Source organism: Micromonospora sp. DSM 45708 (assembly GCF_039566955.1).
Classification (GTDB): domain Bacteria; phylum Actinomycetota; class Actinomycetes; order Mycobacteriales; family Micromonosporaceae; genus Micromonospora.
This window is the reverse complement of record NZ_CP154796.1, coordinates 3,752,397-3,766,636: the sequence shown is the minus strand read 5'-3', so window position 1 is coordinate 3,766,636 and position 14,240 is coordinate 3,752,397. Positions and strand designations below refer to the sequence as shown.

10 protein-coding genes are annotated in these 14,240 nt (G+C 71.4%); 8 read left to right on the top strand and 2 right to left on the bottom strand.

Features of this window, described 5'->3' with window-relative positions; all coding sequences use genetic code 11:
- The first annotated feature begins 31 nt into the window (after positions 1-31).
- The 3 genes from VKK44_RS16090 to VKK44_RS16080 all read left to right on the top strand — a co-directional run bounded on the left by VKK44_RS16090 (position 32) and on the right by VKK44_RS16080 (position 4,675).
- Positions 32-988, top strand: a complete 957-nt coding sequence (locus tag VKK44_RS16090) for an ROK family glucokinase (protein WP_343441911.1) — start codon at positions 32-34, stop codon at positions 986-988.
- 217 nt (positions 989-1,205) lie between these two features.
- The gene (locus tag VKK44_RS16085; RefSeq protein WP_343441910.1) at positions 1,206-2,918 is read left to right on the top strand and encodes an ABC transporter ATP-binding protein; all 1,713 of its coding nucleotides are present in this window, start codon (positions 1,206-1,208) and stop codon (positions 2,916-2,918) included.
- Positions 2,918-4,675: an ABC transporter ATP-binding protein gene (locus VKK44_RS16080; protein WP_343441909.1), complete on the top strand. Its 1,758-nt coding sequence runs from the start codon at positions 2,918-2,920 to the stop codon at positions 4,673-4,675. Before VKK44_RS16085 ends, VKK44_RS16080 begins: the two co-directional genes overlap by 1 nt.
- A gap of 72 nt (positions 4,676-4,747) precedes the next feature.
- Here VKK44_RS16080 and VKK44_RS16075 read toward each other — a convergent pair whose 3' ends face one another.
- Complete coding sequence (locus VKK44_RS16075) at positions 4,748-5,866, bottom strand: glycosyltransferase family 4 protein (protein ID WP_343441908.1); 1,119 nt, start codon at positions 5,864-5,866, stop codon at positions 4,748-4,750.
- A 283-nt stretch (positions 5,867-6,149) separates the two neighbouring features.
- On the opposite strand from VKK44_RS16075, the gene VKK44_RS16070 reads away from it, so the two are divergent.
- The gene (locus tag VKK44_RS16070; RefSeq protein ID WP_343441907.1) at positions 6,150-7,217 is read left to right on the top strand and encodes a Gfo/Idh/MocA family oxidoreductase; all 1,068 of its coding nucleotides are present in this window, start codon (positions 6,150-6,152) and stop codon (positions 7,215-7,217) included.
- Here VKK44_RS16070 and VKK44_RS16065 read toward each other — a convergent pair.
- Positions 7,201-7,875 (bottom strand): hypothetical protein, encoded by a 675-nt coding sequence (locus VKK44_RS16065; protein ID WP_343441906.1) that lies wholly within the window; start codon positions 7,873-7,875, stop codon positions 7,201-7,203. The two genes, VKK44_RS16070 and VKK44_RS16065, sit on opposite strands and share 17 nt — an antisense overlap.
- A 439-nt stretch (positions 7,876-8,314) precedes the next feature.
- Between VKK44_RS16065 and VKK44_RS16060 the strand changes: the two genes are divergently transcribed.
- From VKK44_RS16060 to VKK44_RS16045, 4 genes are all read left to right on the top strand, one after another.
- Positions 8,315-9,172 carry a glycosyltransferase family 8 protein gene (locus VKK44_RS16060; protein ID WP_343441905.1) on the top strand — a complete coding sequence of 286 codons (858 nt, stop codon included), beginning with the start codon at positions 8,315-8,317 and terminating at the stop codon, positions 9,170-9,172.
- Between the two features lie 45 nt (positions 9,173-9,217).
- The gene (locus VKK44_RS16055; RefSeq protein ID WP_343441904.1) at positions 9,218-10,579 is read left to right on the top strand and encodes an alkaline phosphatase PhoX; all 1,362 of its coding nucleotides are present in this window, start codon (positions 9,218-9,220) and stop codon (positions 10,577-10,579) included.
- Positions 10,580-10,693: 114 nt separating this feature from the next.
- Entirely contained in the window at positions 10,694-11,542 is an 849-nt protein-coding gene (locus VKK44_RS16050; RefSeq protein WP_343441903.1) for an SDR family oxidoreductase, read from the top strand.
- Positions 11,543-12,399: 857 nt separating this feature from the next.
- On the top strand, positions 12,400-14,220 hold the full coding sequence (locus VKK44_RS16045; protein WP_343441902.1) for a glycoside hydrolase family 13 protein: 1,821 nt from the start codon (positions 12,400-12,402) through the stop codon (positions 14,218-14,220).
- Positions 14,221-14,240 lie beyond the last annotated feature (20 nt).

Sequence of the window (14,240 nt, the reverse complement as noted above, 5' to 3'; positions counted from 1 at the left end):
CGCGACGAGATCCACGGATTGGATATTCGGAATGCACACGATAGGCGTGGACGTCGGTGGGACCAAGATGGCGGCGGGTGTGGTCGATGCGGCCGGACGGGTCGTGGCCCACCGAAGTTATCGCACTCCGGCGGCGACAGCCGAGGTCGTTCCGGAATTGTGCCGCCTGGTCGGTGCGGTACGCGGAAGGTACGACATCGGCGCGGTCGGCGTGGGTGCCGCCGGATTCGTCGACGAACACGGGGCGACCGTCCTCTTCGCCAAGCACATCGGCTGGACCGGTGAACCGTTGCGGACGTCCCTGGAAGGACTGCTCGGCCTTCCCGTGGTGGTGGAGAACGACGCGAATGCCGCGGCGTGGGGCGAGGCACGCCACGGCGCGGGCCGGAACGAGCGCAACCTGGTGTGCGTGACGATCGGCACCGGTATCGGCGGCGGGCTGATCCTGGACGGGAATCTGTTCCGGGGAAGTCACGGGGTCGCCGCCGAACTGGGGCACCTGTGCGTGGTGCCGGACGGCCGGCGCTGTGGATGTGGCGCCTTCGGCTGCTGGGAGATGTACGGGTCCGGCGGCGCCCTGGTACGGGAGGGGCGCCGGCGTGGCGTGGTGGCGGGCGCGGACGCCCCCGCCGGTCCCGCCATCACCCGCGCCGCCCGCGCGGGTGATCCCGCGGCACTCGATCTGCTGGCCTGGTTGGGCGACTGGGTGGGGCGGGGCCTGGCCGGACTGGCCGCCGTGCTCGACCCGCCGTGCTTCGTGCTGGGCGGGGGCGTCGTCGCCGAGGCGGGCGAGTTGCTGCTCACGCCGGTTCGCACGTCGTTCCGTCGGCACCTGACCGGCGTCGGGCACCGGCCCGTCGCACGGGTGGTGCCGGCGGCGCTGGGCCACGACGCCGGGCTGATCGGCGCCGCGGACCTGGCGCGGGTCGCCCAGGACCGGACCACGGCGCGAAGTGTTCCTAGTGCGTCGAAGGATCGTCGGCGCTAGTTGTCGTCGGCGCCTTCCGCCGGCAGCAAGGAGATGACATGGACTGGTCCTTCCCGCCGAGCCGACCCCCGGTGGCCCCGCGCGTCCGGTCCGCCGGCGTACGTGCGTCCCGTGACGAACCGCGTACTGTTCGTTGTCGGACCATCGACCCGTCCGAGGCTGAGGACGCATCGTCGTGAGTGGTGGCGGTACGGACGGAACGGCGGCGGTCCCGGGAGTGGACCGGGCCCGCGGGCCGGGCGCGCTGATCGCCCACTACCTGGGGCCCTATCGCCGCCGGGGGTCGGTCCTGGCGCTCCTGGTGCTCACCGACATCGCGATGGTGACGGTGAATCCGCTCATCGCCGCCCATTTCATCAACCAGGCCGCGGCCGGGGCGTCCACGCCGGAGCTCCTCCGCATCGCCGTCGGCTACCTGATCATCGCGGTGGCGAATCTGGCCGTCACGCTGATCTCCGGGCGGCTGGCCGTGGGACTGGCGCAGCACTCCACCAACGACCTGCGGATCGACCTGGTGGATCACGTCCTGCAACTGGACCACGCGTTCCTGACTCGGGTACCCAGCGGTGACCTGCTGGAACGCATCGACGGCGACACCACGACGCTGGAGCAGTACCTGTCCTCGTTCATCTTCGACGTGCTCGCCGCCTCGCTGCTCACCGTCGGCGTGGTGACGGTGGCGGTGATCAGCGACTGGCGCCTGGGCGGCGCGCTCGCGGTCAGCGGGGCGATCGCCTTCGTCCTCGTGGTACGCGCGCAGGGTGTCGCGCGGCCGTGGCTGCGGGCCGAACGTCGGGCCCGCTCGCGGCTGTCCGGCTTCCTGTTCGAGCGGCTCTCCCGCCGGGAGGACATCCGGGCGGCATCCGCCGAGAACTACACGCTCGACCGACTGTCCGAGCCGCTGACCGGTCTGCGCCGGGCGATGGCGCGGGCCGGGGCGGGACTGCGGGTCTCCTCCAGCGGCCTGGAACTCGGTGTGGCGATCGCGTCCGCGGCGGTCCTGGCCCTCGGCGGGTTCCTGCTGACCGGCAACGGCGTCGCGCTCGGCACGGTGTTCCTCGCCTATCAGTACATCGGCGTGCTGAGCAACGCGCTCTACCGGGTCAGCCAGCGGCTCTCCGACCTGGCCACCGCCTCGGGCAGTCTGGACCGCATCGCCGACCTGCTCGCGCTGCCGGTGGCGGAGACGCCCGGCCCGCAGCGCGCCGTACCCGGCTCCGACGTGGAGTTCCGCGATGTCAGCCTCAGCTACGACGGCGTCAGGGTGGTGCTGCGGGAGGTGAGCTTCCGGGTGCCCGCGGGTGGGGCGCTGGCGCTGATCGGCCGCAGCGGAAGCGGCAAGAGCACGGCATCCGGGCTGATCTGGCGGGCGTACGACCCTGATCAGGGGACCGTGACCATCGGCGGTGTCGCGACCACCGACCTGCCGGTCCGGGCGGTCCGCGCCGAGGTGGGCGTGGTCACCCAGGAGACCTACCTGTTCCACGCCAGCCTGCGCGACAACGTCGCGGTCTTCGACGCGGCCGTCGAGGACGGGGCGATCGCGGACGCGCTCCGGGCGGTGGGGTTGTCGAGCTGGCTGGCCGACTTGCCGGCCGGGCTGGACACCGTCATCACGGGCGACGGGTCGAGCCTGTCCATCGGCCAGCGACACCTGCTGTCCATGGCGCGGGTCCTGGTACGTGACCCGCGCGTCCTGGTGATGGACGAGGTGACCTCGCATCTGGACCCGGCCACCGAGCGGGTGGTGCACGACGCCATGGCCCGGTTGATGGCCGGCCGTACGACGGTGCTCGTCACCCACCGTGGTCAGGCGCTGGACCTCGTCGACCAGGTGGTCGTCCTGGAGGCCGGAGCGGTGACCTGGCAGGGGCCCCGGGACGACGTGCCCGTCCCGTTCGTGTCGTTGCTGATGAAGGGCACCGTCTGATGGCCGTCCTGCGGCTCCTGTTCACGGCGTTCCGCCTGCATCCGAGGTCGTTCGGCCTCGATCTGGTCCTGCAACTCGGCCGCATGGTGATTCCGTTGGCGCCGCCGCTGCTGGTCAAGGCGATCTTCGCCCGCTATCAGGTGGGGATCACGCTGACCGCGGCCACCTGGGGGCTCGTGCTGGGCATCCTCGGCATCTCCCTGATCCGCATCGCGGTCGTGGTCGCCGCGACCGCGGCGGACGGGCAGTGCAAGGCACTGATCATCGAGGGCCTGACGCGCAGCGCCTTCCGCGCCGCGCTGCGTGAGCCGGCCGCCACCCCGCTGAGCCGGCCGCTCGGCGACGTGGTGAACCGGCTGAGCGCGGACACCCTCCGGGTGTCCGTCCAGGCGGTGTCCGCCCTCCAGGCCGCCGGCACCATGGTGATGGGGATGGTGGCGCTGTCGTTGATGGTGGCGCTCGACTGGCGGCTGAGCCTCGCGGTCGTCGTGCCGGTCGCGGTGTGCGGCGGCGTGGTGTGGCTGTCGAGGTCCCGGGCCGGCGCCGCGTACCAGGCGGAGCGGAACGCGGCCGGTGAGGTCAGCCAGCAGATCAGCGACGTGACCAGCGGAGCGGTCGCGATCCAGCTGGCCGGAACCCGCGAGGCGGTGCTGGGGCAGCTACGCGAGTCGTGCGAGCGGCGGCGCCGTGCGACCACGAGGTCGCGGATGTACTTCGAGGTGCTGCTGGGCTCGACGCTGGCGAACATCAGCGCGATCGGCGTCGGGTTGTTGCTGTTCATCGGCGCGGGCCGGGTCGGCGCGGTCGTCACCGCCGCCGACCTGGCGTTGTTCATGGCCTACCTGCACTCGGTGGTGGCCTTCGTCGCGATGTTCGGTGGTCACCTGGCCGCGTACCGGATGTCGGAGGTGTCGGCGACCCGGCTGGACGCCGTCGTGCCGGGAACGGTGGACGGGTACGCCTCGGCCGGTGAGGCCGCGGTCCCGGCCGCCGACGTGGCCGCGACCGGCGGCTTCCGGGACCTTCGCGTCGAGCACCTCACCCACATCCACGCGGAGAGCGGCCACGGAATCCGGGACGTCAGCTTCACGCTGCGGCGCGGTCAGCTCCTGGTGATCATCGGAACGGTCGGTGCGGGCAAGACGACGCTGTTACGCGCGATGCTCGGGCACCTGCCGCGGCAGGGCGGCCGGGTGCTGGTCAACGGCGAGGAGGAGGACGTGCTTCAACTGCCGAACTTCGCGTACACGCCGCAACGGCCCGGCCTGGTCTCCGACTCGGTGCGGGAGAACATCCTCGCCGGTGCGGCAGATCTCCCGGAGCGGCTGGACGGTGCGGTGTGGGCGAGCGCGCTGGACCGCGACGTGGCGGGCATGACCGCGGGGGTCGACACCGTCGTGGGCCCCGAGACCGGCCTGTCCGGCGGTCAGGTCCAGCGGGTCGGCCTGGCGCGCATGATCGCCCAGGGGGCGGACGTCCACGTCGTGGACGACCCGTCGAGCTCGCTCGACGGTCGCACCGAGCGGGAGGTGTGGCACCGGATGTTGGGCCGCCCCGACACCACCTGCATCGCGGTCACCCACCAGCGGTGGATCCTGGACCGCGCCGACCTGGTGCTGGCCCTGAGCCACGGCACCGTGGAGGCGCTGGGACCCTGGCACGAGGTGCGCCACACCTCGGCGGTGGCCCGGCGGATCTTCGTCCGCGCCGGCCGGGTGCCGCCGGCCCGGCCCACGCGGTCGGAGCCGGGCCGGTGACCTCTCGCGGCCGATGGCTGCTCGCCGGAGCGCACCGGCACGGTTGACCGACTCGTCCGGAGGCGGGACCTGTCAGCGACTCAGCACCTCCTGGTAGGCCGCCAGATGGTCCGGCATGCCCACCGCGGAGTCGTACTGCTGTGCCGTCTTCGCCCCGCCGGCTCGCAGCCGCTCGACGAGCGCCGGGTCGGTCAGCGCCCGGGTGAGCTGCCGGGTGAGCGACCCCGGGTCCTTCGCGGTCCACAGCAGGGCGTTCTCGTCATGCACACAGAACTCGTCGAAGCCGGACACGTCGGTGGCGACCAGGCAGGTGCCGGATGCCAGCGCCTCCAGGGCGGACAGTCCCAGGCCCTCACGCCAGCTGGGCTGGACGACGACGTCGGCCGCCGCGTAGATGTCCGGCATCTCGTGGTACGGCGTGTCGAAGATCAGCTTCACGCGGTCCTGGAGGCCGTGCTCGTCGACGAAGGCGGTCATCTCCTGGATGTAGCCGGGCGTACCGCAGTTGGCGGAACCGAGCAGCCGCAACTCGAGATCGAAGCCCTCGTCGCGGCAGCGGCGCACGCCTTCGAGCAGCTCCATCTGGCCCTTGTACCGCGCGAACCGGCTCGGGCAGATGAGCAGGGGGATGCCCGGCGTGGCCGCCAGCGCGGTCCGTCCCCGATCCCGGTCGCCGGACGCGAACCGCGCCACGTCGATGCCCTGCCGGACCGGGCGGACGCGACCACCCGGGGACAGTCGGCGGACCACCCCCTCGTAGTGCCGGCTGGTGGGCATGAAGCAGTCGATGGTGCTCAGCCCGTGGACGAACCTGCCCCGGGCGGCGCCCGCCGGCGTCTCCAACGCCGACATCTCGAAGAACGACGTCACCAGCTTCGCGTCGAACCGGTCGTCGGCCAGCGCCATGGAGGCCATCAGCGCGGTGCCGTGCGAGAAGACATGGACGACGTCCACCGGGTGGTCCGCGAGGAACGTGTGCAACTGCTGCCCGATGCGGAACATCTGATGCTCCCAGACCAGCCGGTGACCGTCGTAGGAGTTGTCCGGCACGAAGACCGTCCCGCCGGAGGCGCGAACGGCCGACGCGATGGCGTCCGTCGTCTCGTTACCGCAGACGAGATGCGCCTGCACGCCCAGGCCGACCATTCCGTAGAGCAGATTCTGGACACTTACCTCACCACCGCCCGTCACCGGCGGCATCGCTGCGGAGACATAACACACCCTCAATTTTTTGTTCATTTGCCGTGCCCCTTCCCGGTGAAGACCGGATGGCGTGGACGCAGGGAGATAAATCGACTGCCGGGCCGATTGGCGGGAGCTCGCCGCCGGATTGCATTCTGCCTCGGCCGGTATGTCGTGTCGACCGGTCCGCTGTAGCCTTCGACGAAAGCGGTCGAGACCCGCGGCCCGAGCCGCCGCAATGTCTCCGATGTATACCGCGAATCGCATCCACCGTCAGCCGGGAGAGTCGCCCATGCCTGATCAGAAATTCCACATCGGCGTCGTCGGCGCCGGTCTCGTCGCCCAGACCGCCCATCTCGAGGGGGTGCGGAAATCCAGGTCCGCCGTGCTCTACGCCATCTGCGACGCGGCCGAGGATCTGCTGCGCCGGGTGGCGGACATCCACCGGCCGGTCACCACCTTCGCCGATTACGACGCGATGCTGGCCGACGACAGGGTGGACGCCGTCATCGTCGCCGTCGCGGACGAGTTCCACGCCGCGCTCTCGATCCGGGCGCTGGAGGCCGGCAAGCACGTGATCGTGGAGAAACCCATGGCGACGACCGTGGAGGACGCGCAGGCCATGGCCGAGGCCGCCCGCCGCAACGACCGGATCGTCCTGGTCGGCCACGAGAAGCGGTACGACCCCGGTGTCGCCTTCGCGCGGGATTTCATCCAGGACGAGATCGGTGAGGTCATCGCGCTGAAGCACTGGTACGCCGACTCCGCCTACCGGTACCGGATGACCGACACCCTCCAGCCGGTCATCGAGTCGAGCCCGGCCGCCGTTCGCCCGCCCGGGGACCCGAAGGGCGACCGGCAGCGCTACCTCGTGCTGGCGCACGGCTCGCACCTGTTCGACACCGCGCGCTATCTGGGCGGTCCGATCGACGCCGTGCGCGCCCGTCTCTCCACCAGGGCCGGCTCACACTGCTGGTTCGTCGAGGTCGCCTTCGCCAACGGGTGCCTCGGCCATCTGGACCTCACCGTCGCGGTCCGGATGGACTGGTGGGAGGGCTTCCAGGTCTACGGGGCCGAGGGCAGCGTGCTCGGCAGGATCTTCCACCCGTGGTACCGGCGGGCCGCCGAGGTCCAGGCGTTCTCCACCCGGGACGCGTTGTTCCGGCAGCCGCTCGGCGCGGACGCCGACGTCTTCCGGCTCCAGGTCGACGACCTCGTCTCGGCGGCCACCGGGGGGTCGGCACTGCGCGGCGCCGACGTCGAGGACGGGCTGGCGTGCGTGCGGGGGATGGTTGCCCTGGCCCGATCGGTTCGGTCCGGCGACTGGGTCACGCTCGCCGATGTCAGCGGGGATCAGTGAGTGGGGCCGGGTCCCGCGCCGGCGGGGCGACGACCAGCTCGGTCTCCCGGTCGCGGTCGAGCCGCGGCGGGCCGGCGACCACCATCGTGGCCCGGGCCCAGGGCTGTTCCCGCAGCAGGAACGGGAGTTCCTCGCGTAGCCACTTCGCCACGTGTTCCGTCTGCTCGGGGGAGTCGCCGTCGCGGGCGACCAGCAGGCGCTCCTGCACGTAGCGGTCGCCCTGGAGGTACACCGAGGCGTCGAGCCACGGAGCGAGCTCCTCGCGGATGACGCCGGTCCCCTCGACGTAGACGAAGTCGGTGCCGGCCGGGACGGTGATCGATCCGGGCCGGCCGCGGTCGGTCCAGGGCCGTGGGCGGAAGTCCACCGCCTCGCCGCGGTGCAGGGGGCGCAGGATGTTCTCGATGAGCACGGCGCCCCAGTCGAAGTAGGCGTGGTGCCAGGCGACGTCGTCGGTGTGCACGACGGCGGAGTTCGGCACCGCGTCGCGCAACCGCTCGGCCAGGGTCGTCTTGCCGGCGCCGCCCCGCCCGTCGATCGCGATCACCCGAGGACGCCCGGTCACGTCGGGTGAGGCGTCGCGCAGGTGCTGGACGGCGTCGAGGACGCTCATCGTCCGCCAGCCCACTGCCTCCGTCTCGCCGGGATGTAGTCGCATCGGCAGCCCCTTCCGAAAGGTCCTGACACGGAGCCGGCGGGGGCGCCGGCCGCTTGAGCCTATCGATGCCCGGGGCGCGCCGACCGTCCAGTTCGGGCGGTGGCTCCGGGCCCCGACCCCGGTCGCGGTGAAACTAGAACCACTCGGCGGGCGGGGACGCCCGCCGCTCACGGCCGACCGCGCCGGTTGCGGGTTGCGATGGCAATGCGGCTATGGGACTGTCGTCTCTCCGGAATCGTTCCCGCCCCACCAGACGCTTCTGGTCGAGTTTCGCGATTCTCGCCCGGTGGCCACGACTTTCCAGATCGCGGTACCGGGCATCGCGTCGGATCCACCATTCCGACGACTTACCGGCTGGCGTGTCCCCGGCCAGCGGCCCACGTCAGCGGCGGTGCCGCAGCGCGCCTATTGATCAGGTCCGAGGAGAGGAGTTCGCCGCATGAGTCCAGACCGGCGGCCGATCGCGGTGGTACTCGCGGTGGACGACAATTACGCGTTGCCGGCGGTGGTGACGGTGCGGTCCCTGGTGGAAAATCTGGCGACCGGCACGGCGGTCGATGTCGTCGTACTCGATCTGGGAATTTCGGCGGAGAATGCCGACCGGCTGCGGGCCGCCGCGGCGCCTCACCCGCTGACGGTCGAGCACTTCGACGTCACGCGCCTCGCCGATCTCCCCGTCTCCAGCGAGGGTCACTCCCGTCAGTTCAGCACGGTGATCTTCGGTTACCTCCACCTGCCCGTGCTGCTGGCCGACCGCTACGAGCGTCTGCTCTATCTCGACGCCGACCTCCTCGTCGTCGCCGACATCACGCCGTTGCTCCGTCTCGACCTGGCCGGGCGGGCGGTCGCCGGCGTGCCCGACTGGGGCATCCCCACGGTCTCCGACGCCGAGGGGGTCCTCGACTGGGCGGAGCGGGGGCTGTCGCCCGACACCCCGTACCTCAACTCCGGCCTGCTGCTGATCGACGTGGACAGGTGGCTCGCGACCGACCTCACCCGGCACGCGTTGGCGTACGCCGGCCGCCACTCGCACCTCGACCTGCCCGACCAGCAGACCCTGAACGCGGTGCTGCGCGGGGACTTCGTGACGCTGGGGCGGGAGTGGAACTTCATCGTCTGGCCGCCCCTGCTGGACTCCTTCTCCGGCCCGATCCCCCGGATCTGGCACTTCGGTGGCCGCTTCAAACCGTGGAGCCGGGGCAGCCGCTCCCGCCATCACCAGTTGCTGTACCAGGCCTACGCCGACCTCGTGGGTTGGCGGCCGGCCGTACCCGGGCAGCCCGAGCGGGTCGCGTAGGTCAGCCCGCGGAACCGTCCATCTCCGTCCAGCAAGGAGAAAGTCTTGAGCCTCGATCGACGACGCTTCCTGGCCACCAGCGGCGCGGGAGCACTGGGAGTAGCGCTGTCCGGCACCATCGGCGCGCTCTTCAGCGGCGCGCCCGCCCTGGCCCACCACGGCCGAGGGTACGGCGACCTTCTGCCCGACCCCGCGGGGCTGCTCGATCTGCCCCGCGGGTTCCGCTACCGGATCCTCTCCCGACAGGGCGACCCGATGCGGGGCGGGACCGTGCCGGGCAACTTCGACGGCATGTACGCGTTCCAGGGACGGCGCGGGGAGAGCCGGCTGGTGCGCAACCACGAGAACCGCCAGGACGCGGAGTCGCCGGTGCGGGCGCCGGCGGCACTGACCTTCGACCCGGCGGCGATCGGCGGGACCACCACCATCGCCCTGCGGCCCAACGGCAGCGTCGACGAGCACGTCAGCCTGGGTGGGACGGCCGTGAACTGCGCCGGTGGCGCGACCCCGTGGCAGACCTGGCTGTCCTGTGAGGAGACCGAGGGCCGCCGCGGGGAACAGGGATACGAGACCGACCACGGCTGGATCTTCGAGGTCGACCCCTTCCACAACGTGCACAACGACCGACCCACCCCGCTGACCGCGATGGGACGATTCGCGCACGAGGCGGTCTGCGTCGATCCCACCACGGGCGTGGTCTACGAGACCGAGGACGCCGCGGGGGAGAAGTTCGGGTGCTTCTACCGCTTCCTGCCGCACCGTCCACTGGGCGGACACGGCAGTCTTCGTGCCGGCGGGACTCTCCAGGTGATGCGCGTGCCGGGCGTACCGGATCTGTCGGTGGTCCAGGACCCCGGCGCCGCCTTCGACGACATCACCTGGATCGACGTGCCGGATCCTCGGGCGGCCAGCACTCCGGTCCGCTTCCAGGACTACGGCCCCGCGGGGGTCACCCACGCGCAGAAGCTGGAGGGCGCGTGGTGGGGCAGGGACGGCGGGGCCTACTTCGTCTCCTCGTACGCCATCCGGGAGAACGGCTCCGCCGCGGGCCACCACGGTCAGGTCTGGCGTTACGACCCACGCCGCCGGCGTCTCACCCTGATGGTGGTCTTCCGGGGTGAGGGCAGCGAGGACCAGTTGTTCGAGACGCCGGACAACATCTGCGTCACGCCGTTCGGCGGCCTCATGCTCTGTCAGGACGGCGGCGGCGAGAACTACCTGATGGGCGCGACGATGGCGGGCGAGCCCTACCTGTTCGCGCGCAACCGGCAGAACATCGGCACGGATTCGGCGCCCGCGTACGGCGAGTTCGCCGGTGTGTGTTTCTCCGCCGACGGGCGGACCCTGTACGTCAACTGCTACAACCCGGGCACCACCTTCGCAATCACCGGGCCGTTCCGCGCCTGACCTCTCACACGCCGGCCCCGCCCGAGGGCGGGGCCGGCACACCGCTCGCCGCGCGATGGCCCCACCCGGCGCGGTGACGGGCGTGGTGGCTCCTCGGAGGAGGTGGAGGAACTGATGCGGGTCCTGCTGCTGGGGGCGTCGGGATACGTCGGCGGTGCGCTCTGGAGGTCGTGGGCCGACCGGCACGACGTCGTCGGCACCCGCGGTGCGCGCGACGTCGAGGGTCTTGTCCGCGCCGACCTGACCGACGTGCGGGCGTTGACCCGGCTGGCCCGGGACGGTTTCGACCTGGTCGTGCACGCCGCCGGCCTGGTGGGGCTGGAACAGGCGGAGGCGCACCCGGAGCGGGCGTGGCGGCTCAACGTGGAGTCGGTCCGGATCCTCCTGGCGGCGGTCCAGGATCGACCCACGCGCATCGTCTACCTGTCGAGTGACCAGGTGTTCGACGGCTCCCGGGAGGCGTACGTCGAGACCGACCCGACCGCACCGGTGAACGCCTACGGACGCACCAAGGTCGCGGCGGAGCGCCTGCTGGACGGCGGACCGCACCTGGTGGTCCGGATTCCCCTCGTGTACGGCCGGAGCCCGGTCGCCGACCGCTTCCTCGCCCGGTTCCGTGGCGCCCGGACACCGGCGCCCACCGACATCCTCTGCGCGCCGGTGTACCTGCCGAGTGTCGCCACGGCGCTGGAGGCGTCGTGGACCGACTCCGGCGTCGTTCACCTCGGCGGCCGGGAGGTGCTCTCCCGGTTCGAGCTGATGTCGCGGGTACGCGATGCCCTCGACCTCCCGACCGAGGTGGTGCCGGTGCGAAATGCCGACTCGCCGAACTCCCGGCTGCGTCCGGGCCGGCTGGTTCTGCGCAGTGCCGGGCGCGAGCCGTTGGAGCCGGACCTGGAGACGGCGCTGCACCATCTACGCCGGCACGGTGACAGTTCCCGGAAAAGGTCACGGGGGCACTGATTCGACGGCACGGCCGCTGTGGCGGACAATGCCGTCGATGTCGCCTGGCGCGAAATCGGCGTTTGTCAAATGCTTTCGCGCGTAGGCGCTACCGCCCACGACATCAACCCCCGTCTTCGTCGCGTAGCACGGCATGCATTGCCACCGGTTGATCAATGAGGGTACTCGTCATGTTTCGCCGGGCGCAAGGGGAGACGGGGGCGGCAAGGGCGCGACGGAGTCGCCGGTCCGCCGGATCCTCCCGTTGACAGCCCCAGACGGAGTTTCTAGTATCAATGTCCTCCTGTTGCTTGGTCAACAACAAAGCAATTGCGATCGCTGTGTAAGGGGGAGCGTGGAACGGGGGGAATTGACGGAGTCCGTCCACCGCGGCATGCGGAAAATGGTTGCCCCTCTGGACGACGGCGATCGTCGTGCGCTCAGAGCCCTGGGCCTTACTCCGAGTCATTCCGACCTGCTCCGGCTGCTCGACGGGCCGGGAGCGGAGGGTGCCACCATCACCAGGCTGGCGGAGCGGCTGCTGTGTACTCGGAAACATGCGACCCGCCTCGTCCGGAGGCTGCCTGACCACGGCCTGGCCGGGAACCGGTCCGATGCCGACGATCAGCGGCCGGCCAGGGTCCACCCGGCAAGTGCCGACAGCGCGCAACCAGCCGCCGCGCTCGACGAATTGTCCAGGAGGCTGAGCGCACGGCTCGCCTCGTGAAACCGAGTCCCCGCCCTGGCGCGACGCCGCCGGTGCGCACCGCCTCGGCTGCCCCGGTCTGATTGGCAGGGACCCGCCCGGACGCAGTGAGCCCGAGATCGACCGAACCGCGGTGGTGACCGGTCCATGCGGCACGGCCACCACCGAAGACATGGGGGTTAGCGAGTTGCGCCGGTACCCGGGTGTGCACCACGACGGATCAGAGATCTACGTGCCGGAGCGATCGCCCCGCCTGGGTGCCACCGTCCGGGTCTACGTCCGGGTCGCTGCCGATGCCGGCGTCGACGCGGTGTGGGCGCGGACGACGTTCGACGCCGAACCCCGCTTCACACCCGCCGAGCCCGTCCCGGTGTCGGGCGACGACCGCTGGTTCGAGGTGCCACTCCTGCTGCGCAACCCGGTGATCCGTTACCGGTTCCTGCTCGCCGGTCCGGCCGGCTACCGCTGGCTCACCGCCGCCGGCGTGGTGGCGCACGACGTGCCCGACGACACCGACTTCCGGATGGTCTGCGACGACCCGGCGCCGGACTGGGCGCGGGACGCCGTCGTCTACCTGATCTTCCCGGACCGGTTCGCGCGCTCGTCCGCCGCCGCCGGACGGTCCCTGCCGGACTGGGCGCTGCCGCGTGACTGGGACGACCCGGTCACCGGCGCGGGGCCGGACCGGCCCCGCGAGGTCTTCGGCGGCGATCTGGACGGGATCAGCGAGCGGCTGGACCACATCGCCGCGCTCGGGGCCGACAGCATCTGCCTGACCCCGATCTTCACCTCCCCGTCCAACCACCGGTACTGCGCGGCCAGCTTCGACGAGATCGATCCGCTGCTGGGCGGCGAGGCGGCGCTGACCAGGCTGGCGGAGGCCGTCCACCGACGGGGCTGGCGGCTCCTCGGCGACCTGACCACCAACCACACCGGCGACCAGCACCCCTGGTTCCGCGAGGCACGCGACGGTCGGCACCCCGACCTGTACTACTTCACCGACGACGCCCCGCACGGCTACGAGACCTGGGTCCACGTCAAACGGATGCCGAAGCTCAACTGGACCTCGCCGGAGTTGCGTCGCCGGATGACGGACGGCCCGGAATCGGTCGTACGGCGCTGGATCCGCGCCGGGCTGGACGGGTGGCGGCTGGACGTCGCCAACTCCACCGGCCGGTGCATGCGCGACGACACGACCCACGAGGTCATGCGGCAGATCCGTGCCGCCATGCTCGCCGAGCGCCCCGACGCCCTGCTGATCGGGGAGAACGCCCACGACGCCACGCGCGACGTCGACCAGGGCGGCTGGCACGGGACGATGAACTACGCCGGTTTCACCCGACCGGTCTGGACCTGGCTGGCGACCCGGCCCTCGGCGTTCCTCGGCGTGCCCACCGGCATTCCACGGCTGTCCGCCGGCGCCATGCTCGCCACGATGACCGCGTTCGCCGCCCGGATGTCCTGGCCGAGCCGCGTGACGTCCTGGTCGTTGCTGGACTCGCACGACACCCCCCGATTCCGGACGCTCGTCGGCGGGGACCGACGGTTGATCGAGGTGGGGGTCGGTCTGATGGTCACCCTGCCCGGCACGCCGATGATCTTCGCCGGAGACGAGATCGGCCTCGACGGCGCGTACGCCGAGGACGCCCGTCGCCCGATGCCCTGGCACCGGGCCGACCGGTGGGACCAGCAGATCTTCGCCACCTACCGGGCGCTCGTCGCGCTGCGCCGCCGCAGTGCGGCCCTCGGCGACGGCGGGCTGCGCACGCTCCACGTCACCGACGACATGGTCGTGTTCTGCCGGGAGAACAAGGACCAACGCCTCCTGGTGCTGGCCGCCCGGGCGCCCGCGACCGGACCCGTCGTCGTACCGGCCGCGGCGCACGCGGTCAACCTCTACGGCGGCGCGCCGGACGTGGGCGCCGACGGGTCCCTGCCCACCGACGGGCCGACGTTCCAGGTGTGGCACCTGCCGTCGGAGGACGTCCCATGACGCCGGGACGAGAGCGCTGA

Bases quoted from the DNA above. Each gene is read 5' to 3' on its own strand.
- VKK44_RS16090 (WP_343441911.1), top strand. From the start codon at position 32: ATGCACACGATAGGCGTGGACGTCGGTGGGACCAAGATGGCGGCGGGT.
- VKK44_RS16080 (WP_343441909.1), top strand. From the start codon at position 2,918: ATGGCCGTCCTGCGGCTCCTGTTCACGGCGTTCCGCCTGCATCCGAGG.
- VKK44_RS16070 (WP_343441907.1), top strand. From the start codon at position 6,150: ATGCCTGATCAGAAATTCCACATCGGCGTCGTCGGCGCCGGTCTCGTC.
- VKK44_RS16065 (WP_343441906.1), bottom strand. From the start codon at position 7,875: ATGCGACTACATCCCGGCGAGACGGAGGCAGTGGGCTGGCGGACGATG.
- VKK44_RS16060 (WP_343441905.1), top strand. From the start codon at position 8,315: ATGAGTCCAGACCGGCGGCCGATCGCGGTGGTACTCGCGGTGGACGAC.
- VKK44_RS16050 (WP_343441903.1), top strand. From the start codon at position 10,694: ATGCGGGTCCTGCTGCTGGGGGCGTCGGGATACGTCGGCGGTGCGCTC.
- VKK44_RS16045 (WP_343441902.1), top strand. From the start codon at position 12,400: ATGGGGGTTAGCGAGTTGCGCCGGTACCCGGGTGTGCACCACGACGGA.